General features: G+C 66.6%; 20 protein-coding genes and 1 tRNA gene. 13 read left to right on the top strand and 8 right to left on the bottom strand.

Going from position 1 to position 22,699, the window contains the following annotated elements; all coding sequences use genetic code 11:
• The first annotated feature begins 39 nt into the window (after positions 1–39).
• Positions 40–1,896, top strand: a complete 1,857-nt coding sequence (locus FEF27_RS06120) for an AMP-dependent synthetase/ligase (protein ID WP_243729116.1) — start codon at positions 40–42, stop codon at positions 1,894–1,896.
• Here FEF27_RS06120 and rsmA read toward each other — a convergent pair.
• On the bottom strand, positions 1,884–2,741 hold the full coding sequence (gene rsmA, locus FEF27_RS06115) for a 16S rRNA (adenine(1518)-N(6)/adenine(1519)-N(6))-dimethyltransferase RsmA (protein ID WP_138169970.1): 858 nt from the start codon (positions 2,739–2,741) through the stop codon (positions 1,884–1,886). The genes FEF27_RS06120 and rsmA overlap by 13 nt on opposite strands.
• Positions 2,738–3,694, bottom strand: coding sequence for a TatD family hydrolase (locus tag FEF27_RS06110; protein WP_138170072.1), 957 nt, complete (start codon positions 3,692–3,694; stop codon positions 2,738–2,740). The genes rsmA and FEF27_RS06110 overlap by 4 nt, the downstream gene beginning before the upstream one ends.
• Before the next feature lie 90 nt (positions 3,695–3,784).
• Between FEF27_RS06110 and FEF27_RS06105 the strand changes: the two genes are divergently transcribed.
• The 8 genes from FEF27_RS06105 (at position 3,785) to pth (ending at position 11,687) form a co-directional block, all read left to right on the top strand.
• On the top strand, positions 3,785–4,798 hold the full coding sequence (locus tag FEF27_RS06105) for a 4-(cytidine 5'-diphospho)-2-C-methyl-D-erythritol kinase (protein WP_138169969.1): 1,014 nt from the start codon (positions 3,785–3,787) through the stop codon (positions 4,796–4,798).
• 3 nt (positions 4,799–4,801) lie between these two features.
• Positions 4,802–5,563, top strand: coding sequence for a TSUP family transporter (locus FEF27_RS06100; RefSeq protein WP_138169968.1), 762 nt, complete (start codon positions 4,802–4,804; stop codon positions 5,561–5,563).
• A 47-nt stretch (positions 5,564–5,610) separates the two neighbouring features.
• A complete protein-coding gene (locus tag FEF27_RS06095) occupies positions 5,611–7,407 on the top strand; it encodes an ABC-F family ATP-binding cassette domain-containing protein (RefSeq protein ID WP_138169967.1) in 1,797 nt (598 codons plus the stop codon).
• Between the two features lie 275 nt (positions 7,408–7,682).
• A tRNA-Gln gene (locus FEF27_RS06090) sits at positions 7,683–7,753 on the top strand.
• 30 nt (positions 7,754–7,783) lie between these two features.
• Complete coding sequence (gene glmU, locus FEF27_RS06085; protein ID WP_138169966.1) at positions 7,784–9,277, top strand: bifunctional UDP-N-acetylglucosamine diphosphorylase/glucosamine-1-phosphate N-acetyltransferase GlmU; 1,494 nt, start codon at positions 7,784–7,786, stop codon at positions 9,275–9,277.
• Between the two features lie 18 nt (positions 9,278–9,295).
• A complete protein-coding gene (locus tag FEF27_RS06080; RefSeq protein ID WP_138169965.1) occupies positions 9,296–10,276 on the top strand; it encodes a ribose-phosphate diphosphokinase in 981 nt (326 codons plus the stop codon).
• A gap of 161 nt (positions 10,277–10,437) precedes the next feature.
• The gene (locus FEF27_RS06075; protein ID WP_138169964.1) at positions 10,438–11,076 is read left to right on the top strand and encodes a 50S ribosomal protein L25/general stress protein Ctc; all 639 of its coding nucleotides are present in this window, start codon (positions 10,438–10,440) and stop codon (positions 11,074–11,076) included.
• A 32-nt stretch (positions 11,077–11,108) separates the two neighbouring features.
• The gene (gene pth, locus FEF27_RS06070) at positions 11,109–11,687 is read left to right on the top strand and encodes an aminoacyl-tRNA hydrolase (RefSeq protein WP_138169963.1); all 579 of its coding nucleotides are present in this window, start codon (positions 11,109–11,111) and stop codon (positions 11,685–11,687) included.
• A 20-nt stretch (positions 11,688–11,707) separates the two neighbouring features.
• Here pth and FEF27_RS06065 read toward each other — a convergent pair whose 3' ends face one another.
• Entirely contained in the window at positions 11,708–12,211 is a 504-nt protein-coding gene (locus FEF27_RS06065; RefSeq protein WP_138169962.1) for a DUF2505 domain-containing protein, read from the bottom strand.
• Positions 12,212–12,329: 118 nt separating this feature from the next.
• Here FEF27_RS06065 and FEF27_RS06060 point away from each other — a divergent pair, with 118 nt between their 5' ends.
• Together FEF27_RS06060 and FEF27_RS06055 are read left to right on the top strand one after the other, a co-directional pair.
• Entirely contained in the window at positions 12,330–13,487 is a 1,158-nt protein-coding gene (locus tag FEF27_RS06060) for a calcium/sodium antiporter (protein WP_138169961.1), read from the top strand.
• Positions 13,423–14,826: a serpin family protein gene (locus FEF27_RS06055; RefSeq protein WP_138169960.1), complete on the top strand. Its 1,404-nt coding sequence runs from the start codon at positions 13,423–13,425 to the stop codon at positions 14,824–14,826. The genes FEF27_RS06060 and FEF27_RS06055 overlap by 65 nt, the downstream gene beginning before the upstream one ends.
• 42 nt (positions 14,827–14,868) lie before the next feature.
• Here the strand turns inward: FEF27_RS06055 and FEF27_RS06050 are convergent, their stop codons facing one another.
• A complete protein-coding gene (locus FEF27_RS06050; protein ID WP_138169959.1) occupies positions 14,869–15,597 on the bottom strand; it encodes a PIG-L deacetylase family protein in 729 nt (242 codons plus the stop codon).
• Positions 15,598–15,676: 79 nt separating this feature from the next.
• Here FEF27_RS06050 and FEF27_RS06045 point away from each other — a divergent pair, with 79 nt between their 5' ends.
• On the top strand, positions 15,677–15,985 hold the full coding sequence (locus FEF27_RS06045; RefSeq protein WP_138169958.1) for an MTH1187 family thiamine-binding protein: 309 nt from the start codon (positions 15,677–15,679) through the stop codon (positions 15,983–15,985).
• 47 nt (positions 15,986–16,032) lie between these two features.
• On the opposite strand, the gene FEF27_RS06040 is transcribed toward FEF27_RS06045, so the two are convergent.
• Both FEF27_RS06040 and FEF27_RS06035 read right to left on the bottom strand, forming a co-directional pair.
• Positions 16,033–17,076 carry an NAD(P)H-dependent flavin oxidoreductase gene (locus FEF27_RS06040; RefSeq protein WP_138169957.1) on the bottom strand — a complete coding sequence of 348 codons (1,044 nt, stop codon included), beginning with the start codon at positions 17,074–17,076 and terminating at the stop codon, positions 16,033–16,035.
• Positions 17,077–17,117: 41 nt separating this feature from the next.
• Complete coding sequence (locus FEF27_RS06035) at positions 17,118–17,831, bottom strand: maleylpyruvate isomerase family mycothiol-dependent enzyme (RefSeq protein ID WP_138169956.1); 714 nt, start codon at positions 17,829–17,831, stop codon at positions 17,118–17,120.
• A gap of 89 nt (positions 17,832–17,920) precedes the next feature.
• Here FEF27_RS06035 and mfd point away from each other — a divergent pair, with 89 nt between their 5' ends.
• Positions 17,921–21,556: a transcription-repair coupling factor gene (gene mfd, locus FEF27_RS06030; RefSeq protein WP_138169955.1), complete on the top strand. Its 3,636-nt coding sequence runs from the start codon at positions 17,921–17,923 to the stop codon at positions 21,554–21,556.
• A gap of 50 nt (positions 21,557–21,606) precedes the next feature.
• Here the strand turns inward: mfd and FEF27_RS06025 are convergent, their stop codons facing one another.
• Complete coding sequence (locus tag FEF27_RS06025; RefSeq protein ID WP_138169954.1) at positions 21,607–21,939, bottom strand: hypothetical protein; 333 nt, start codon at positions 21,937–21,939, stop codon at positions 21,607–21,609.
• Between the two features lie 61 nt (positions 21,940–22,000).
• On the bottom strand, positions 22,001–22,696 hold the full coding sequence (gene deoC / locus FEF27_RS06020) for a deoxyribose-phosphate aldolase (protein WP_138169953.1): 696 nt from the start codon (positions 22,694–22,696) through the stop codon (positions 22,001–22,003).
• Positions 22,697–22,699: the final 3 nt, after the last annotated feature.

The following is a 22,699-nucleotide window of genomic DNA, read 5'->3' as shown; positions in this document are numbered from 1 at the left end:
CTCCGGATTCGCCCAGGCTGGGATGGTTAGACTGGCGGGGTGACTACTGCTGAGCCCATACGTGAAGCCACCACAGAGCCGATCGCCCGGGTCGAAGACCACGTCAATGTCACCCACGGCCTCGTGGCATTGGCGGAGGCGGAGCCGGGTCGCCCGGTCTATGCGGTCCGCAACGGGTCCGGCGGGTGGCTCGATGTCACCGTCGCCAGTTTCCTCACCCAAGTCCGGAAAGTGGCCAAGGGCCTGATGGGCCTGGGTCTGCGGCCCGGTGACACGGTGGCCGTCATGGCGGGCACCAGCTACTCGTGGGCAGTGGTGGACCAAGCCATCTGGTTCGCCGGCGGCGTCTCAGTGCCGATCTACGAGACCAGCTCAGCCCACCAGATCGCTCACCTGCTGGCGAGCTCTGAGGCCCGGCTGGTGCTCATCGGCAGCGAGGAGCTGCGCAGCACCGTGCAGTCCGGGGCGAATATGGTCGGTGGGAAGAACTCCGGGGTCGAAATCTACTCCATCGAGTCACACGCGGACCTGGAGGAGATCGCGGCGAACTCGACCACTGTCACCTCCACCCAGCTGGAGACTGCCCGGAAGACCGCTGGAGCCGACGACGTCGCCACCATCGTGTACACCTCAGGAACCACGGGCAAGCCCAAAGGGGTGAGAATCACTCACCGCAATCTGGTGGAGGGTGCGGCCAATATTGTGCCGTTTGCCTCCGAGATCTTAGGTGGGGCCGAATCCCGCACCCTGCTGTTCCTGCCGTTGGCGCACGTACTGGCCCGGGCCGTGCAGCTGATCTGCCTGCACCGCGGAGTCCAAGTCGCGCACGCTGCAGATACGTCCACGCTGCTCGAAGACCTCGGAAGCTTCCGACCCACGTGGCTGCTGGTGGTCCCGCGGGTGCTGGAGAAGGTCTACCACTCGGCTGCGGCGCAGGCTGGGCAGGGCCGCAAGGGCGACATCTTCGAACAGGCCCGCCAGGCGGCGATCAGTTACTCCCAGGCGCAGCAGGCAGCCGCAGACGGCACCGGTCCGGGTCCGTCATGGGCACTGCGAGGCAGACACAAGCTGTTCTCCCCTCTGGTGTACTCCACCCTGCGCGCCAAGCTCGGCGGCGAAGTTCAGCACCTGGTCTCCGGAGCGTCACCGTTGAACCCGGAGATTGCGCACTTCTTCTGCGGTGCGGGTCTGCCCGTCCAAGAGGGGTACGGGCTGACTGAATCGACCGCACCCGTCACGCTCAACATCCCCGGGGCGACGCGCATCGGTACAGTGGGCCTGCCAGTGCCGGGAAACACCGTCAAAATCGCTGAAGACGGTGAGATCCTGCTCAAGGGCCCGGTCATCTTCGACGGGTACCACGGCAGAGCCGAGGACACCCAGGAAGCCTTCGACGAACAGGGCTACTTCCGCACCGGTGACCTGGGGTCCCTCGACGCCGACGGGTTCCTGACGGTGACCGGGCGCAAGAAGGAGCTCATTGTGACAGCGGGGGGCAAGAACGTCAGCCCCACCCCGCTGGAAGAGGCGGTGCGGGCCCACCCCTTGGTGGCACAGGCGGTGGCGGTAGGTGAAGGCCGAGCGTTCGTGGCCGCCCTGGTGTTCTGCGAACCCGACCAGGTGCGCACCTGGGCCAGCCAGGAAGGCCTCGGGGAGCTGACCGTGACTGAGGTCTTGGCCGACCAGGCTGCCTCCGCGGCACTCCACGCGGCAGTGCAGCAGGCGGTGGATAAGGCGAACGAGCGGGTCTCCCAGGCCGAGTCCATCCGACAGTTCCGGATTGTGGATGCTGAGCTCACCGAGAACTCAGGCCACCTCACGCCCTCGCAGAAGCTCATTCGCACCGCGGTCACTGAGGACTTCTCCGAGGTGGTCGAAGATATCTACTCGGCGTAGCGCCGAGCCTCCGCGATCCGGGCGAAGGCGTGAATGTCCAACGTCTCTCCCCGGGCCTGCGGGTCCACCCCAGCCGCGCGCAACACCTGCTCGGCGCGGTCACCGGATCCGATCAGGCCGCTTAAGGCAGCGCGCAGGGTCTTGCGCCGTTGCGCGAATGCGGCCTCGACCACCGAGAAGACCTCCCGACGGCTGAGCTCGGAAGATACCGGCGCGCCCCGGTCCAGACGCACCAGCCCGGAGGAGATCCGGGGTTCGGGCCAGAAGACCTTCTTCCCGACCACGCCGACTTTCCGGGCCTGCGTATCCCAGGCGATCTTGACACTGGGCACACCATAGATCTTCGAACCGGGGGCGGCGGCGAGCCGGTCAGCCACTTCTTCCTGAACCATCACCAGGCCGGTGCTCAGGCTCGGCAGGACCTCCAGCAGGTGAAGCACCACCGGCACAGCCACGTTGTACGGCAGGTTGGCCACCACCACACTGGGGTCACCCAGCTCTTCCGGGTCCGCTCGCAGGGCGTCATCGCAGACCACGGTGAGGCGCGAGGCTCGCTGGGGGCGCATCCGCGCCGCGGTGACCGGAAGCTCAGCGGCGAGGGCGGGGTCAATCTCCACTGCGGTGACCTTCTCGGCCCGGTCCAGCAGCCCCAGCGTCAGCGAACCCAGGCCGGGGCCCACCTCCAGGACATGCTCGGTACCGCTGAGTCCAGCTAAGTCAACGATCCGGCGGATCGTATTGGGGTCGATGACGAAGTTCTGGCCCCACCGCTTGGTGGGCCGGATATTCAGCTGCTGGGCCAAGCGGCGGATGTCCGCGGCGGAGAGCAGGCTCGTGCCGGTCATCCTGCTGCAGTCCACTGCCCGTAGGCCTGGTGGGTGTTCAGCATGACCTGCTGACACAGTTGGCTGAGCCGCGCCCCACGCACCTGGGCCATCACGCGCATAGTCTGCGGCACCATATACGGCGCGTTCGGCTGCCCCCGGTACGGATGGGGAGTCAGGAACGGTGAATCGGTCTCCACCAGGATCAGGTGCGGGTCTGCCACTTCCAGAGCCTGCCGCAGATCGTGGGAGTTCTTGAACGTCACGCTGCCGGAGAAGCTCATGTACCACCCGTGACGGTTACATATCGCCGCCAACTCCGCATCGCCGGAGAAGCAGTGGAAGACCACCGAACCGGGCAGCGCCGGAGCGTCATCGAGCACAGCGACCACATCCCCGTGGGCATCTCGATCATGGACCTGCACCGCAAGGTCGCGTTCCACCGCCAGCGCCACGTGGTCGAAGAAGCTCCGCTGCTGCGCGCTGCGCCCGTCTTCGCCGGTGCGGAAGTAATCCAGTCCTGTCTCACCCACGGCCACCACCGAGGGCTGCTCGGCGAGGCGGACAATCTCGGCGAAGGCATCATCGTAGGAACCGTTTGCCGTCAACTGCGGGGCTTCATTGGGATGCAGGGCCACCGCGGCCCGCGCGCGCTGATCAGCCTGCGCGGCGCGCACGCCGAACTGACTGCTGGCGACGTCGTAGCCCACCAGCACCGCCCCGCTGACACCCACACTCTCGGCAGCATCCAGGTGCTCGGCCACGCTCACCTGCACCATGCCGTCCCTGAAGTCCAGGTGCGCGTGGTTGTCCACCACCGGCACCGGAAGCGGCTCAGGGGCCGGGGGATAGTGCAGCCGACGCTTCTTCTGAGACTTCTCCTCGCGCTGGCTGCGGACCGGGCCGGCAGCCCCATCCGCGGCGGGGCTGACCTCCGGCCGGTACGCCGCAGGAGTCTCACCGGGGTTCGCCATCGCCTTGCTCACAGCAGTCCAGTGTATCCGCCGCTGCGCCGGGGCCTGCGGTCCCCGGGGAGATCCGTGGTCACGGCTAGAGTTGAGGCAATGAGAGACAGCGAACTGTTCGGCCACGTCACAGCGGTGGCCCCGGGCAAGGTGAATCTGAGCCTGCGGGTCGGGCCGCTGCGCCCCGACGGGTACCACGAGGTCGCCACCCTGTACTACGCGGTCTCCCTCTACGAGGAGGTGATCGCCAGTCCGCGCTCCGACGAGGTGATTACGGTCTCACTCTCGGAGCGATCCTCCTTCACCGGCGTGGAGCACCGGGATCCGCTCTCCGGCGGTACGGTGCCGGCTCAGATCCCGCTTGATGAGCAGAACCTCGCCTATCAGGCAGCGGCACTGCTGCGGGAGCATCTGAGGTCCCGCGATGCGGCCACGCTGAGCTTTCCCGGCACTGAGCGGCCCAGCTATGGGGTGGATCTGACCATCATCAAGAACGTCCCGATCGCCGGAGGGATGGGCGGAGGCTCCGCCGACGCGGCAGCTACCTTGGTGGCGTGCTCCGCGCTGTGGGAGGCCGGTCTCACCAAGGAGCAGCTGGCAGACCTGGGTGCCCGGCTGGGAGCGGATGTACCGTTCGCGATCGTCGGCGGCGCCGCCGTCGGGCAGGGCCTGGGGGAGACGCTCTCGCCACTGCTGACGCGGGGAGAGCTGCACCTGGTGATGGTCCCCTCCAGCACCGGGCTCTCCACGCCGGAGGTGTATCAGAAGCTCGACTCCATGCGCGCATCCGTGAGCCTCACGGTGGATCCCCCAGAGCTCGACCATGACCTGATCCGCGCCGCCTGCGCCGCAGACGCCGAAATGATCACCACGCTGATGACCAATGATCTGCAGGCCCCGGCAGTGGCAATGCTGCCTGCACTCGATGACATGATGGACGCCGGCATGGCGGAGGGCGCGATGCAGGGCATGGTCTCCGGCTCCGGCCCCACCGTGATGTTCCTCGCCAGGGACGCCGCAGCGGCCCATCAGCTCGCCACTAGCCTGCAGGAGCGGCTCGACGTCTGGGCCATCCCCGTCTCCGGACCCGCTGCCGGTGCGCGGCTGCTGTAGCGCATGGGTGACGAAGCCGTACTCCTGACGGCCGTGTTCGGTCTGATCTTGGTCGCAGCAGTGCTGCAGCGGATGACTGGGCTGGGCTTCGCCATGATGCTGGCACCGTTTCTGGTGGTCATCCTGGGGCCGCACACCGGGGTGATGCTGACCAATATGCTCGCCTTCGTGGCGCCGCTGCTGATGCTCGGGATGGTCTGGCGGCAGATCGAATGGCGCCGGCTGGTGATCATCGCACCGGTGGCGCTGCTGGTGATGCCGGTCTTCGGCTGGATCGCAGCGGTCTCCCCACCAGGGCCGCTCTACATTGTGGTCGCTTCCCTGGTGCTGCTGGGCCTGACGCTGTCACTGGTGGTCAGCAGAATCCATGCCCGCGCCGACGGACCCGTCACCAGAATCCTTACCGGCATCGGGGCCGGCGGTGGTGTGGTCCTCGCCGGAGTGGGCGGACCCGCGCTGACTGTCTACGCGGTGGTCTCGCGCTGGAATGTGCGAGCATTCGCCGCCACCCTTCAACCACTGTGGATTGTCTTCTCCGCTGCCGGGTTCCTCACCAAATGGACTTTCAGCGGTGATGAGATTCCCGTATTCCCCTGGTGGTTCTGGGCAGGCAGTCTGGCTGTCATCGTGGTGGGTCTCGGTGTGGGCACGCTGCTGAGTCGTAAGGTGCGCGACTCCGCGGTCCGCAGACTCGTCATCGCCCTGGCCTTCGTGGGAGCGCTGCTGTCGTTGGCCACCGGCATCCGGGAAACCCTGGGCCTCTGAAGTCTGAGGCAATTGGCCGCAGCGGGCAGGGTCACTACCCTAGACAGGTGGCACATCTACTGGGCGCTGAGGCGCTGCACATCGAGTACCCCACGCACACTGTCTTCGAATCCGTCACTCTCGGGGTGAACGAGGGTGACCGGATCGGCATCGTGGGCAGCAACGGTGGGGGCAAATCCACGCTGCTGGGCATGCTCTCCGGCAGGGTGGCGCCGGATTCCGGCCGAGTGACCCGGCGCAGCGGCGTGCGCTTCGGAGTCTTGGACCAGTCTGATGACCTGCGCTCGGACCAGACGGTGGGGTACTCGATCGTCGGAGACCAGGCCGACCACGAGTGGGCCTCGGATCCCAAGATCAGGGAAGTCATCGCTGGGCTGGTCTCTGACCTCGCCTGGGACACCACCGTGGCCTCGCTCAGCGGTGGCCAGCGGCGGCGCGTGGCACTGGCCAAACTTCTGGTCGGGGACTGGGACCTGATGGCCTTGGACGAGCCCACCAACCATCTGGACCTCGAAGGCATTGCCTGGCTGGCAGGTCACCTGAAACGCCGGTGGAGCGTCACCGCAGGCGGGCTGCTGGTCATCACTCACGACCGGTGGTTCCTCGACGAGGTCTGCACCACCACCTGGGAAGTCCATGACGGCATCGTGGAACCGTTCGACGGCGGGTACGCCGCCTATATTCTGCAGCGGGTGGAGCGTGACCGTCAGCAGGCCGCGGTAGAGGCCAAACGGCAGAACCTGATGCGCAAGGAACTCGCGTGGCTGCGCCGCGGCGCGCCCGCGCGCACCTCCAAGCCGAAATTCCGGATCGACGCAGCGAACCAGCTCATCAGCGACGTCCCCCCGCCGCGGGACAGCATCGAGCTGAAGAAGATGGCCACAGCTCGGCTCGGCAAGGATGTGGTGGACCTGCTGGGGGTCTCAGTCTCCTACGGACAGAAGCCGGTGCTGGAAGACGTCACCTGGCGGATCGGTCCTGGGGAGCGAACCGGGATCCTCGGCCCCAACGGCGCCGGAAAATCCACTCTGCTGGGGCTCGTCGCCGGCACCGTTGAGCCCAGCGCAGGGCGCGTCAAACGGGGCAAGACGGTGGAAATCGGCATCCTCGACCAGCAGTTCTCCCAGCTGGCCGAGATTGAGGGCGACCGGGTGCGGGAGGTACTGGCCAGAGAGAAGACGGAAGTCACTGTCGAGGGCAAGAACCTCACTCCCGCCCAACTTCTGGAGCGGCTGGGGTTCTCCCGTGCGCACCTGTCCTCCCGTGTCGGTGATCTCTCCGGCGGGCAGCGGCGTCGTCTGCAGCTGCTGCTGGTGCTGCTGAGCGAGCCGAACGTGATGATTCTTGATGAGCCCACCAATGATGTGGACTTGGACATGCTCGCCGCGATCGAAGACCTGCTGGACTCCTGGCCCGCCACCCTGCTGGTGGTCTCTCACGACCGGTACCTGCTCGAGCGCGTCACCGACCAGCAGTACGCCATTCTCGGAGGCACCTTCCGGCACGTGCCCGGCGGGGTGGACGAATACCTCAGGCTCAGGCAGCAGCTGGAGTCCACCGCTGAAGCCCGGCAGGCTCCCGTCGCAGCGCCCGCAGGTCAGAACCGGGAGGCTCCGGAGGTCTCCGGAGCGCAGCGCCGGGCCGCCCAGAAGGAAGCCTCCTCCATCGAACGGAAGGTGGAAAAACTCACCGCGCAGCTGCGCGAGCTGGACTCGGACTTAGCTGCCCACGACCAGAGCGACTTCGAAGGCCTCAGCGAGCTCACCAGCCAGCGCCAGGGCCTTGCCGCGGAGGTGGAAGAGCTCGAGGAGCGCTGGCTGGAGCTTGTCGAGGTCACCGGCTGATAGGGTGCACGCGGGACCCCCCAAAGGACGTAGAGGAGATGACGCCGATGAAGGTCACGCCTGCCACACGCTTTGTGGCCCTGATGATGGTGGCCCTGCTGATCCTCAGCATCGGAGCTGGCGCGTTCTCCGCCCTGCTCTAGGTTCCCTGGCGTGGGAGGAGAACAGCCAAGGGCGCACAGTGCCGTTCTGATCCCGAGCTGTTCTGAGATTCCGAGCTGTTCTGAAATTCCGGCGCAGACCGGTACCATGTAAGCCGCGCCGCGAGCGCTCCATCCGCCATGGTGTAAAGGCAGCACACCGGTTTTTGGTACCGATAGTCTAGGTTCGAGTCCTAGTGGCGGAGCTCGTCGAGAATGATTGCAGGAGATTTCACGTGCCAGACACCGCCGCCCGTCCCACCGCAGTCATTGTGCTGGCCGCCGGCGCCGGCACCCGGATGAAGTCACGGACTCCCAAGATTCTGCACCCGCTGGGTGGGCGGTCCATGATCGGGCACGCCCTCGCCGCGGCCCGGGCCCTGGAACCGGAGCACCTGGTCGCTGTGGTCCGCCACCAGCGGGAAAAGGTCGCTGAGCACATCACGGAGATGGACCCGGACGTAGTCTTGGCCGACCAGGATGAGATCCCGGGCACCGGACGCGCGGTCGAGTGCGGACTGCAGGCGCTCACCGCCCGGGGAATCGGCGCCGACTCCGGCACAGTCGTGGTCACCTACGGCGACGTGCCGCTGCTGACACCGGAGCTGCTGCGCGAGCTGGTCGCCGAGCATCAGTCCACCGCCAGTGCCGTCACGGTGCTCACCACAGAGCTGGAGGACCCCACCGGATACGGCCGGGTGCTGCGCTCCGGGGAGGAGGTGATCGGCATCGTCGAGCAGAAGGACGCTGACGAGGCGCAGCGGCAGGTGCGCGAGATCAACTCCGGCATCTACGCTTTCGACGCCGCAGCACTGACCCAGGCCCTGCGCGAAGTGTCCACCGACAACGCCCAGGGCGAGAAGTACCTCACCGACGTGCTCTCCATAGCCCGCGCCTCCGGCCGCCGCGTCTCCGCCCTGGTGACCCAGGACCGCTGGCAGGTGGAAGGGGCCAATGACCGGGTGCAGCTCCAAGCTCTGGGAGCCGAGCTCAACCGGCGCACCGTGGTTGCGGCCATGCGGGCCGGCACCACGGTCATCGACCCCGCCACCACCTGGATTGACGCCACCGTCACCCTCGAGGAGGACACCACCGTCCTGCCCGGCACCCAGCTGCACGGCAGCACACATATCGCCCGGGATGCCGTGGTCGGCCCAGACTCCACGCTGCGCGATGTCACGGTCGGAGAAGCAGCCGAAGTCACCCGCACCCACGCCACCGGGGCAGCTATCGGTGCTGGAAGCGCAGTAGGTCCCTTCAGCTACCTGCGTCCGGGCACCGTGCTCGGCGAGGACGGCAAAATCGGTGCGTTCTACGAGACCAAGAACGTCACCGTGGGCCGCGGCTCCAAACTCTCCCATCTGGGATACGCCGGTGACACCACCATCGGGGAGTACACCAACATCGGCTGCGGCAACATCACCGCCAATTATGACGGGGAGCAGAAGCACCGCACAGTGATCGGCTCCCATGTGCGCACCAGTTCCAACACGGTGTTCATCGCCCCGGTGGAGATCGGCGACGGCGCCTACACCGCAGCCGGAGCCGTGGTGCGCAAGCCGGTGCCACCTGGTGCGCTCGCAGTGTCGGTGGCGCCTCAGCGCAACGCTGAGGGCTGGGTGAAGGCCAAACGCCCCGGGTCTGCCGCCGCCCGAGCTGCCGACGCCGCGCAGGCAGCTGAGACTCCGCACCACACCACCAACGACGACGCCCCCACCGCCACGGACTGAAAGTAGGAACACCCGAGCATGGACGAGATCAGGCAGAGCACTGAGAAGACGATGGTCATTGCTTCGGGCAGGGCGCATCCGGAGCTGGCGCAGGAGATCGTCCAGGAGCTGGGCACCGAGCTGCTGCCGATGAGCGCCTACGACTTCGCCAACGGAGAGATCTACGTGCGCTCCTCCGACTCGGTTCGCGGCAAGGACGTCTTCCTGCTTCAGTCCCACCCGGCGCCGCTGAACAACTGGCTCATGGAGCAGCTCCTGATGATCGACTCCATGAAGCGGGCCTCCGCGAAGCGGATCACAGTGGTCTCCCCGTTCTACCCATACTCCCGCCAGGACAAGAAGGGCCGCGGGCGGGAACCCATCTCCGCTCGCCTGGTCGCGGACCTGTACAAAGCCTCCGGCGCTGACCGGATCATGAGCGTGGACCTGCACACCGACCAGATCCAAGGGTTCTTCGACGGCCCCGTGGACCACCTGTTCGGCATTCCGCTGCTGGCAGACCATATCCGGGAGCAGGTCGCCGGCGAGGAGGTGACGGTCGTCTCCCCGGACACCGGGCGCGTCCGAGTCGCCGAGCGGTGGGCCGACCGGCTCGGCGGGGTGCCGCTGGCGTTCGTGCACAAGACGCGTGATCTCACCCAGCCCAACCGTGCGGTCTCCAAACAGGTCGTGGGTGAGATCGAGGGCCGGACCTGCGTACTGATCGATGACATGATCGACACCGGCGGCACTATTGCGGGGGCAGTGTCCATCCTCAAAGAAGCCGGCGCCAAGAGTGTGATCATCGCCGCGACCCACGCCATCCTCACCGACCCGGCCGCGGAGCGGCTGGCCACCTGCGGAGCCCGCGAGGTGGTGGTGACCAACACGCTGCCGATCCCGGCGGAAAAGCGCTTCGAGCAGCTGACAGTGCTCTCCATCGCGCCGATCCTCGCCCGGGCGATCAAGGAAGTCTTCACCGACGGATCCGTCACCACGCTCTTCGACGGCAAAGCCTAGGGTGTATACTAGGCAGCTGTGCCCAGGCGAGGGTGCTGACCGATACGAGGCAGCGCCGTGATCGACGGGGTGAGTGACCACTGACGGCCTCTGGCGCCGTCGATCTCTCTCCTTTCAGTTCAGCCTGGCGAAACGCTCCCGAACTGTAGAAGGAATTTCTGATGGCTGACAAGATTCTCATCTCCGCCGAAGTGCGCACCGAATTTGGCAAAGGTGCGGCCCGCCGCGCTCGCCGCGCCGACCAGATCCCTGCTGTGATCTACGGCCACGGGGATGACCCGCGGCACGTGGTGCTGCCCGGCCATGAGACCGCGCTGGCTGTGCGCAACCCCAACGCGCTGATCACCCTGGACATTGAGGGTGACGAGGCCATGGTGGTCCCGAAGGACATCCAGCGCGACCCCATCAAGCCGTTCATTGTGCATATGGACCTCCTGGCTGTGCGCAAGGGCGAGAAGATCGTCGTGGACGTGCCCGTCGAGGTGATCGGCGAGCCCGCCGAAGGCTTCGAGTTCATCCTCGACCAGCCCACCGTTCCGGTGGAGGCCGATGCGCTGAACCTCCCCGAGTCGGTCAGCATCGACATCACCGGCCGTGATGAAAACGCGCTGCCGGAGTCCCTGATCCTGCCTGAGGGTGCAGAGCTGGCCCTGGCCGACCTCGAGTCCCCCATTGTCTCCATCCATGAGCCGCAGGAGCAGCCGCTGGAGGACGAGGACGCTGAGACCGAAGCCGGCGAAGAGGACGCTGAGGGCGAGGCCGGCGAGACCGAGGAAGCCGCAGGCGACGACTCCGAGTGACCCTCCGGAGTCTGGTGCTTTAGGCTGTGACCATGGCAGAGAACACGTGGCTGGTAGCGGGCCTGGGAAATCCCGGGACCCGCTACCAGGGCACCCGGCACAATATTGGCCAGGTGGTGCTGGATGACCTCCTCGAAAGGATGGGGGCGCAGTATCAGCGCACCAAAGTAGGGGCGAAGGCGGTCGGCGCCCGGCTTGGTGACGGCGGCCCCAGAGTGGTCTTCGCCGTTTCTGAGGGCTACATGAACGTCTCCGGCAAACCCCTGCGCAAAGTCATGGACTATTTCTCTGTCCCTGCCCATCAACTGGTCGTCGTTCACGACGAGCTTGACCTGGACTTCGGCCGGCTCAAACTCAAGCGCGGGGGCTCCGAAGGTGGGCACAACGGTCTGAAGTCCATCACTGAGCACCTCGGCGGTGACCGTGACTACATCCGGGTACGGGTGGGAATCGGCCGGCCCCCGGGGCGGATGGACACCGCCGCCTACGTGCTGCAGAACTACTCCGCGCAGGAGATGAAGGAGCTCCCTGAGGTGGTCGGCCGCGCCGCCGACGCCGTGGAGTCAGTGCTGCTGGAGGATCTGACCACCGCCCAGAACAAATTCCACTGACCCCACAGGCGCATCGCAGCTCAGCGTTGGGCGTCGATGAACTTGCTCACCTCGGTGGCCTGCAGCTGGATGAACTTCGCCATATGCGGTTCGGCCTGAGCTTTCAGCTTCTTCCCCAGCAGCGGAATCTTGATGTCCACGTCGCCGCGGACAGTGGCCAACGTCTCGCTGCTGCTGCGTGCATGCAGGTTCTGGGACGCCACAGCCTTCACCGGCACATTGTTGACATTCACCACGGTGTCGGACCGGCGTGACCCGCCAGCGTCCGGGGCGCCCCACGTGTCGGTGATATTCACAGTGACTGTGCCCTTGACCACTTTGCGCGCCAAATCGGGCAGCTTCTCAGCTCCCATGGCCTGCACCGACGTGATCACGACGCTGCCGTCGGCGGCTCGGTTCACCTCGAAGCTCTTCAGCTCTGAGCCGACTTTGGCGGCCAAATGCGAATGAAACGCCTCGGTGGCGTACGCCTCGACAATGTTCTCCACAGAGTGGGGGATCACTCGTTCAGCTTCGATGGCCACAGTTCCTCCTGGGCTTTGGGGATGCCAGCATTGCTGTAGTCATCCTAGCGGCACACCGGCACTGCCGGCGGGAGGACCAGCACTTCCCACCTCGCGGGCACTGAGTAATATGTTCCTGGTGACCCTCCTGAGTATCATCCTGCTGATCAGTGGTTTTGTCCTCCTCGTGCTGGGGGGCGAAGCGCTGGTGCGCGGCGCCGCCTCTCTGGGCAAGACCGTCGGCCTCTCCTCACTGATCATCGGCCTGACGGTGGTCGCGTTTGCTACCTCCGCGCCCGAGCTGGCGGTGAGCATGGGCGCCGTGCTGAGCGGTTCCCCGGGCCTGGCTGTGGGCAATGTGGTCGGGTCCAATATCGCCAACATCCTCTTCGTCATGGGTCTCACGGCCGTATTCGGTGCACTGCTGGTGAAAGTGCAGCTGATCAAAGCTGATATCCCCATCATGATCGGCTTCTCCCTGCTGGCGCTGCTGCTGGCGTTCGACGGCGGCTTCTCCCTGGTGGACGGGGTGATCCTGCTGGGTCTGCTCGTGGTCTACTTGGTGGGCACTGTCTGGTACGCCCGGCGTCGGGCAAGGCAAGGGGATGATCCCCAGCTGGGGGTGGAGGGAATCCTGGACCAGGGTGCCGGAAGACTGACCGCCACCCTGCGGGCGACCACACTGCGCGCCACCACAGTGGACCTGATCCTGATCGGCCTCGGGGTCGTCATGCTGGTGATCGGCGCACAGTTCTTGGTCCGCTCAGCCACCGCGATTGCCTCCGCCCTGGGCGTCAGCGACCTCATCATCGGACTGACAGTGGTCGCAGTGGGCACCTCGCTTCCGGAATTGGCGACGTCGGTGATCGCCGCAGTCCGGGGCGAACGCGATATGGCTGTGGGCAACCTGGTGGGCTCCAACATCTTCAACATCGGTGCGGTGTTGGGTCTGACCAGCATTGTCTCGCCCACCGGAGTAGGAGTGGATTCAGCAGCGGTGAACTTCGACCTTCCCGTCATGGTCGCCGTCGCCCTCGTCCTGCTGCCACTGGCGTTCACCGGGCAGGCCATCGCCCGCTGGGAAGGATTCGTGCTCACCGGTATGTACATGGCCTACGTCGCTTACCTGATCCTGGACGCCGCCGGTCACGACGCCCTGGGGCCCTTCAGCGCTGCCATGCTCTGGTTCGTGGTCCCTGTGACCGCCCTGTGGGTGTTCACACTGGCGGCGTATGAGCTCAGTCTCCACCTTCGCAAGAGGGCTGACCCCGAGCCCTCCGGAACACCGGCAGCCTGAGCAGACCACCGCGTACCATCAGTACATGCACCCCCATCGCATCTTGGCAGGCGGGGCCGGCCTTGCCGCGCTGCTGGCGCTGACCGCCTGCGCCGCAGAACCTACACAGCAGCTGCGCTCAGGCCAGGAGTATGAGCCGGCCTCGCTCAGTGAGGCCGCCGCGCTCCAGGAGGTGGTCAGCGCCACCACCGAGTTCGGTGCCGAGTCTCTCGCGGAGGTGGCGCAGCAGCAGAACGTGGTGCTTTCCCCGGCGTCGATCCTGGTGGCGCTGGCCATGCTCGCCGAAGGAGCTGCCGGTCCGGCCGCTGACGAGCTCGCTGACCTGCTCGGCGCGTCCGGAACGGAGCGGACAGAGGCGTTCAGCGCGCTCCAGGCCGCAGTGCTGACCTACGACGGTGACCCCGCTCTAGTGCAGGAAGAGGACCTCCCGGACACCCCGCTGCTGCATCTGGCCAACCAGTTGGTGCTCAGCGACGCTGCGGCACCGGAGGAGGAGTTCCTGGATGTGCTGGCCTCCGCCTACGACGCCGGGATGGTCACGACCGATTTCACCTCCGCAGAGTCCAAGCAGGTGCTCGATGAGTGGGTGAACGAGCACACCGGCGGCCTGGTGGAGGAGTCCGCAGTGGAGACACCCGACCCGGAGCTGGTCTTCGTGCTGCAGAACGCCATCCTGATGGCCGCACAGTGGCAGATGCAGTTTGACCCCTCGCAGACCACAGACCGGGACTTCACCACCGCAGCGGGTGAAACCGTCGAAGCTGAGATGATGCAGCAGACGCTGGAGGCCGCCTACACCGAGCACGACGACGCCCAGGTCATCCGGCTGCCCTACACCGAGGCATTCGCCATGGACATCGTCCTACCCAGCGGAAACGGCACTGGCACCGAAGCTCCGATGCAGGACTGGACCGCGCAGGACTGGACCCTGCAGGACTGGACCGCGCAGGACTGGGAGGCGGTGGACACCGCCTTCGCCGGCGAGGCTGAGACTGCTGTGGACCTCACGCTGCCGCGTGTTGACATAGAAACCAGTGAGGTCCTGGTGTCGCTGCTTCAAGGTATGGGGGCAGTCGAGACCGTGGCGGGCAACGACCTCTCCCGGATCGACCCGGCCGTCGAAATCAGCCAGGTCGCCCACCAAGCGGTGCTGACCATTGATGAGCAGGGCACGGTGGCAGCGGCAGTGACCGAGGTCGCGGGGGTGACCTCAGCGCCGGTGGAACCGCCGGAGGCCGTGGAGATGACGGTGGACCGCCCGTACCTGGTGAGGATCGTGCACAAGGAGACCAACTGGCCGCTGTTCATGGCGTTCATTGCGGATCCCACCGCAGGGTAGACCAGGCTGCTGCCGGGGGTCTGCCCCAGCAGCAGCGCCGGCTCACATGCGGTAAGCGGCCACCGCAAGTGCGCGGGTCACAGACGGGTCCTCGCTGCGTTGCGCGGCCGCAGCTGTCATGCCCTCAATCATCTCCCGCGGTTCCGGGTGATCGCCCAGCGCCTCCAGATACGCGCGGTGGGCCTCCAGGGAGCGCACGGCCTGCTCCACCGGCTCCCCGGAGACGTCAATCAGGAAGTCCGGCTCCGAATTGGGCACCAGCAGCCACTGTGCGCCCCAGGGCTCCAGCCCCTCCTGCTCCACCAGGTCGCGGAAGACCCAAGGGTTGTCTGCGTCGCGGATCGCATCCACGGTGGCCAGGCCGGTGGCCCGATGATCAGCGTGGTTCAGACCCCACGCCACCTGCAGTTCCCAGGGCTGGGTGAACACCACGTCAGGCTGGAATCTGCGGATATGCCGGGCGAACTGCCGCCTGGTCTCCAGATCCGGCTGCAGCATCCCGTCCGGCAGGCTCAGCACTGTCAGGTCCTCCATGCCGACCTCGCCGCAGGCCTGGCGCTGCTCCTGAATCCGCAGCTGGGCGGCACTGGCGGGCTCGACGTTGCGCATCCCCGCCTCTCCGGCTGTGAGCAGCAAGTAGGAGACCTCCACTCCCATCGCTGTCCAGCGCGCCACCGCAGCGGAACCGCCGTACTCCATATCGTCAGGGTGGGCCACCACGCACAGGACCCGGCGCACCCCGCTGTCGTCAAAGACTGGCAAAGCTCCCATGGGCTCAGGATAGAGCCCGTGCAGGGCTGTTGTCCCGGGTGGGTTCACAACACAGAGCCGGGGCCCTAGCCTGGAAGGCATGTTAGTCGCATTCTCCGTCGCCCCCACCACCACTGAGAACGACGACGCCTCACTGACCGCAGCCGTCGCTGCAGCAGTCCGAGTGGTCGAAGAATCCGGTCTGCCCTACGAGCTGAACTCCATGTTCACCCTCATCGAGGGGGAGTGGGAGGAGGTCTTCGAGGTCATCCGGAGAGCCACTGACGTGGTCGTCGCCACCAGCCCCCGCGTCAGTCTCGTGGTGAAAGCAGATATCCGCCCCGGGCACACTGACCAGCTCACGGCTAAAGTGCAGCACGTCCAGGAGTATCTCGGCCACCAGCGCTGAGCTGTTGAGGGCTCCCGGTGAGTACGCAGCACCGGCGGCGGCAGACCTCACCTGGCTGCGAGACGACGCAGCACCTCGCCGGTAGGCTCAGTGGTCGCCGCTCGCCAACCGGTCCCGGCCCACAGGTTCAGCCCCGCCGGGTCCCCCGCAGCGGCGGAGGCTCGGCGCAGCGGGCTGGTCAGATGGTGCAGCGCCGGAAAGCCCAGCGGCGCGGCTGCGGAAAACTCATCGGTGAACGCATTGCGCAGACCGCGCGCCGGACGCCCGGAGAACGCTCGGGTCATGACTGTCTCTCCACCGTGGGCGTCGGCCAGCGCCTGCTGATGCACCGGGTGGGCGCCGCTCTCCGGGGTCCGGAGCAGTGCCGTACCGATAATTGCGGCCTCGGCGCCGGCGGTGAGAACCTGCTGCACATCAGAGGCGCTGACAATGCCCCCGGCAGCCCAGATCGGACGCGAGGACACCGCGCGGATGCGCCGCACGAGGGCGACCGTGGTGGTCTCGTCGCTGTGCCGGCGCGGGGTCCAGGAACCTGAGTGCCCGCCCGCTTGACTCGACTGCACAATGAGCCCATCCACCCCCACGGCCTCCGCCCGCAGCGCCTCAGCCGCGCTCGTCACGGTCTGCAGGACCCGGGACCCGGCTCTCTGGAGCGAGGCAATCGATTCCCTTTCGGGCAGTCCGAACGTCAGGCTGACCACCGGCACCGGATTGTCCACCAGGAGCTGGTGCTTTTCCCGCCAGGCGTCGTCGTCTTCTAGCGGACGCTCGGGCAGCTCGACGCCGAACCGGTCCGCCCATGGCCGCAGCAGGTCCAGGTAGTCGCGGTAGGCAGCTGGGTCCACCGGCACCGGGTTCGGCACGAAGAGGTTGACTCCGAACCGCGGAGTGCTGGCCCGGACCTGGGTGATCTGCTCGGCGAGCTGGTGGGCTGACTTGTACCCGGCGGCCAGGAAACCGATTCCCCCGGCTGCGGCGGCGGCGACCACCAGCTCCGGGGTTCCCGGACCACCTGCCATTGGGGCTGCGACCGTGGGGATCTCCAGCCCCAGTGCGCCGGCGAGACCACCGAGCGGCGTCGATCTGCTCATACCTGAATCCTACTGAGCTCGGCTCCACGCTGCCCGGGCGGTTACGGCACCAAGGACTGTGTCACCAGTCCCTCTGCGGCTGCGTCTCCGTAGCTGGGACGCCAGGGAATCCGCTGCCATACCAGCAGCATCAGTGTCACCGCTGGGGCGCGCACCTCGAGGCTGGTCTGCGCGTGGCCGATCACCACCGGCGGGCTCGCCACATCCTCGGCGCAGAAGACCAGAGCATGAGTCAACGGCTTCACCCGCTCGGCCTTGCGCATGCGTGGATACATCACATCCCGGACCTCGGCGACACCGTCGAAGGCCAATACGGGGTCAAGGTCGATCCGCTGGTCCAGTGCCCGGTGGGCATCCCAAAGGTGAACGACCGTTTCATGCACCTGCCTGCGCTGCCAGAACACAGCTGTGCGCTGTTCACCCGCCATCGTCCAGCACCGGGCATCCGGTCCGGCTGCGGCCAGGGCCCGGCGCAGCGCTTCAGACTCGGCGCAGTACCACTCGGACAGCAGCTGCCCGGCAGCTGGCTTGATGTTGGGTCGCTGCCGGGGATCGGCGCCCTGCAGGATCCCCGCCGTCCACCGGTGGACCCGGCCCAGATGCACGCCCAGGTCCTGCAGAGTCCACCCTGGGCAGGCGGGGACTGGTGAGGACAAGTCCGCGGGTGCCTGCTCAGCGGCGGCCAGGGCAGCGGTAAACTGCTCTGCGGCTGAGGCCAGCTCATCCAGCCAGGGCCGTCCGGTGGGAGAGATCACATCTTGAGGATACCGCTCCGCGGCCGACGCATTCCCGGTAGTCTAAGCCAGGTCGTTTTCTCCGTGACTGCAATGGATGAGGTGTTTCGGTGTCGCTGAAAGGTCTGCGAGACGCCCTGGCGGCGTCGTCGTCCTACGCCCGTGTGGTCTCAGCGGCATCCCGACCGGCGGGTCAGCGGACCCCGGAGCTGCAGATCGCCTCCACCTCGGGGCTACGGCCGGCACTGCTCGCCGAGGTGGCCCACGGGGTGCGCCAGCACCATCCCGACGCCGTGGTGCTGGCTGTCACCGCCACCGACCGTGAGGCCGATGAGCTGCAGTCCGCGCTGACCTGCTTCGCCCCCGAGGCGCAGGTTGGTCACTTCCCCTCCTGGGAGACCCTGCCGCATGAGCGGCTCTCTCCCCGGTCGGACACCGTGGGCCGCAGACTGGGGATCCTACGGCAGCTGGCACACCCCCAGCAGGCCGGGCGCCTGGATGTGGTGGTGACGCCGATCCGGGCGGCCATCCAACCGATTGTCGCCGGACTGGGGGACCTGGAACCCGTCACACTGAAGGTGGGGGAGTTCTACGCCTTCGATGAGGTCGTCTCCGGGCTCTCCGCGGCCGCGTACAGCCGGGTCGATATGGTCACCCGGCGCGGGGAGTTCGCCGTCCGGGGCGGGATCCTCGATGTCTTCCCGCCCAATGAAACCCACCCGGTCCGGGTGGAGTTCTTCGGCGACGAGGTCGAGCAGCTCAGGCACTTCTCGGTTGCTGACCAGCTCTCGATCGACGCGGAGGACCCCCCGCAGGCGGTGCATGCTGTGCCGTGCCGGGAGCTGCTGATCACTGACCGGATCGCTGAACGGGCCAAGAGCCTGATGAGCTCCATGCCGCATGCGGTGGACCTGCTGGAGAAGATCAGCCAGCACCAGGCAGTGGAAGGCATGGAGTCGCTGACCCCGGTGCTGGCCGAGTCCATGGTCCCGCTCACCGGTGAGCTGCCGGAGGGGTCGCTGGTGGTCGTGATTGAGCCGGAGAAGGTCCGCACCCGCGCCCACGACCTTGCCGCCACCAATGAGGAGTTCATGGCCGCGGCCTGGCAGGCCAGCTCCGACGGCGCCGCAGCGCCCATCGACCTCTCCGCCCAAGAACAGACTGCGCAGGAACAAACCGCGCTGGAATCCGGCGCGTTCGCCACTCTGACCCAGACCCGCGAAACCTCACTGGACTCCGGGGCCGGCTGGTGGTCGATCACCTCCCTGGGGTTGGATACCGATCTGGAGCAGGACGCTGACCTGGTCTCTCTGGACTCCCGGCCGCCCATCGGGTACCGCGGCTCGGTGGAGCAGGTCATGGAGTTTCTCGCAGGCCGCGCCCAGGACCGCTGGTCAGTGGTGGTCACCACCGCCGGAACTGGTTCGGCACAACGGGTGGCGGAGCTGCTGGGCGAACACCAGGTGCCTCATCAGCTGGCCGGAACGCTCGACGCCGCGCCCTCCCCGGGGCAGGTCACGGTCACCACCGCGAACCTCGCCGAAGGTTTCGCTCTGGACTCGCTGCAGCTGGCGCTGCTCACCGAGTCAGAGATGCTCGGGCGGGCCATCCGTCAGGACGCGGGGGCGGGCAAGCGCCGGGCGACCCGCCGAAAGAAGAACCCGGTGGACCCGCTGTCGCTGGCCGCAGGGGACTATGTGGTTCACGAGCAGCACGGAATCGGCCAGTTCGTGGAACTGATTCAGCGTCCGGTGGGTTCACCACAGGCGATCCGTGCCGGAACCGCGGGCATCCGGGAGTACATGGTGCTGGAGTACGCCTCCTCCAAACGTGGCGCACCCAAAGATCGGCTGATGGTGCCCACCGATCAGCTCGACCAGGTCTCCCAATACGTCGGCGGCGACGAGCCCCGCCTGTCCAAAATGGGCGGCTCCGACTGGGCGTCCACCAAGCGCAAGGCGCGCAAGGCGGTCAAGGAGATCGCCGCCGAGCTCATCCGGCTCTATGCCGCCCGGATGGCCTCCCGCGGACACGCCTACGCCGCCGACACCCCCTGGCAGGCTGAGCTGGAGGACGCGTTCCCCTACGTGGAGACGCCGGACCAGCTCTCCGCCATGGACCAGGTGAAGGCGGATATGGAGGCAGAAGTTCCCATGGACCGCCTGATCTCCGGGGATGTCGGATTCGGCAAGACCGAGATCGCCATCCGTGCAGCGTTCAAGGCCGTTCAGGACGGCAAGCAGGTGGCGGTGCTGGTGCCGACCACCCTGCTGGTCACCCAGCACTATGAGACGTTCACCGAACGCTACGCGGGATTCCCGGTGCGGGTGCGTGCGCTCTCCCGGTTCCAGACGGCCAAGGAGTCCAAGGAAGTGATGGCCGGGCTGCAGGAGGGCACCATTGATGTGGTGATCGGCACCCACCGTCTGCTGAGCAAGGACGTCCAGTTCAAGGACCTCGGCCTGGTGGTGGTCGATGAGGAGCAGCGTTTCGGGGTCGAGCACAAAGAGCAGCTGAAGAAGATGCGCACCAATGTGGACGTCCTCGCCATGACGGCCACCCCCATCCCGCGCACCTTGGAGATGTCCCTGGCCGGGATCCGGGAAACGTCTGAGCTGAACACCCCGCCGGAGGAACGCCACCCGGTCCTGACCTATGTGGGGCCGTACACGGATAAGCAGATCTCGGCCGCCATCCGGCGTGAGCTGATGCGTGAAGGTCAGGTCTTCTATGTGCACAACCGGGTCGCGGACATCGACCGGGTGGCCGCCCGTGTGCGCGAACTGGTCCCGGAGGCTCGGGTCGAGGTCGCCCACGGCCAGATGGGGGAGAGCCAGCTGGAACAGATCGTCCAGGACTTCTGGGAACGGCGCTTCGATGTGTTGGTCTCCACCACCATCATCGAGACGGGACTCGACATCTCCAACGCCAACACGCTGATCGTTGACCGGGCCAGCGCTTTCGGGCTCAGTCAGCTCCACCAGCTGCGCGGCAGGGTCGGACGGTCCCGGGAACGGGCCTACGCATACTTCCTTTACCCGGCGGAGAAGCCATTGGGCGAGGAGGCCTTGGAACGGCTCAAGGCTGTGGCGGCGCACAACGAGCTCGGCGCCGGGTTCCAGCTGGCGAAGAAGGATCTGCAGCTTCGCGGTGCCGGCAACCTGCTCGGCGGAGAGCAGTCGGGGCACATTGAAGGCGTCGGCTTTGACCTATACCTGCGCATGGTGGGAGAGGCGGTGGCAGACTACCGCGGTGAGGAGGACACCCACCCGGAGGAGGTCAAGATCGAACTGCCGATCAACGCTCACCTGCCGGAGAGCTACGTGCCTTCTGAGCCGCTGCGGCTGGAGGGTTACCGCAAGCTCGCCGCCGCCGACTCCGAGGAGAAGATCGGCCAGGTGGTCGCTGAGTGGGCCGACCGCTACGGCGAGCTGCCCGGTGCCGCGCAGAACCTGGTGGATGTGGCACGGTTCCGCAATCGTGTCCGGGCGGCCGGAATCACCGATGTCGGCACCCAGGGTAAGTTCATCCGCTTCGCTCCCGTGGAGGAGCTGCCCGAATCCCGCCAGCTGCGCATGGAGCGCATGTTCAACGGCCAGCACAAGGCCTCCATGAAGCAGGTGCTGTTGGCCAAACCGACCACCAAACGCATCGGCGGAGAGGACCTCACCGACGGGCCGCTGCTGACGTGGCTCAATGAGGTCTGCGACGCGCTGTTCACGCCGGCGGAGTCACCGAAGGCGTAACCCCGGCGCCCGACGCCTCAGTTCGGCCGCATCAACGTGGCCGCATCAGCTCAGGGCTGGGCGGAGGGCTTGCGCTCCCCGGCCGGGGCCACTGACTCTGCCTGGCGGGAGGCCATGGCGTCCAGCGGTTCGCCGTGGGCACCGTGAAGATCCTGATGGTCCAAGGTGTCGGAGCGGCCGATCACCTCTTTGGCGACCAGGAACGCCCCGGTGTACAGAGCCAGAAACGCCAGCCCGGGGCCCCATGCCGCATCCAAGTCCCAGAAGTTCAGTGCCACTATCGAACCGAGTAACAGCCCGAACACGAAGAGGAAGGCAACGATGTTGCCCAGGAAGTGTCCCTGTCCGGAAAAGGCCTTGACCTGGCCGCGTGCGTCAATCATGCGTTCCCTCTATGTCCCGTGGTGATAAGTCCCGTGCTGGTAAGTCCCGTGGACGCAACCGTCAGTAGCTGTCCTCGGTGCTTGAACTCTCTGCTCCCACAATATCAAGTGAGGAGCTGGCTCCGATCCGTGTTGCTCCGGCCTGGACCAGCGCGGCGGCGTCGTCGTAGGTCCGCACCCCACCTGAAGCCTTGATTCCCAACCGGCCGCCGACTTCACGGTGCATCAGTGAGATGTCGGCCACAGTCGCGCCTCCGCCGGCGAAGCCCGTGGAGGTCTTCACGAAGTCAGCCCCGGCCTCCGCTGCGGCCCGGCACACCAGCACCTTCGCCTCCTCCGAGAGCAGCGCCGTCTCCAGGATGACCTTCAGCAGGGCGCCACCGGCATGCGCGGCCGCGGCAATCGCCGCAATCTGGGACCGGACCGCCTCCTGGTCGCCAGCGTTGGCGTCGGCAATGTCGACCACCATGTCGATTTCGGCAGCACCGGCAGCCACCGACTCCTGGGTTTCGCAGACTTTCTGCGCCGTCGTCGTGGCCCCGAGCGGGAATCCCACGACTGTGCATGTCTTGACTTCGGTGCCAGCCAACGCCTGAGCCGTGAGCGGGACCCATTTGGGGTTGATGCACACCGCAGCGAAGCGGTGTGTCACCGCTTCATCGATGACCCGGCGCACGGTCGCCTCATCGGTGTCCGGCTTCAGCGCGGTGTGATCGATGAGCCCGGCCAAACTCTCTGGTGTGGGGGTGGTGGTCACAGG

Source organism: Nesterenkonia sphaerica (assembly GCF_005771565.1).
In the GTDB taxonomy this organism is placed as follows: Bacteria; Actinomycetota; Actinomycetes; order Actinomycetales; family Micrococcaceae; genus Nesterenkonia; species Nesterenkonia sphaerica.
The sequence above is the reverse complement of the archived record's forward strand: the minus strand, read 5'-3'. Positions and strand labels throughout refer to the sequence as shown.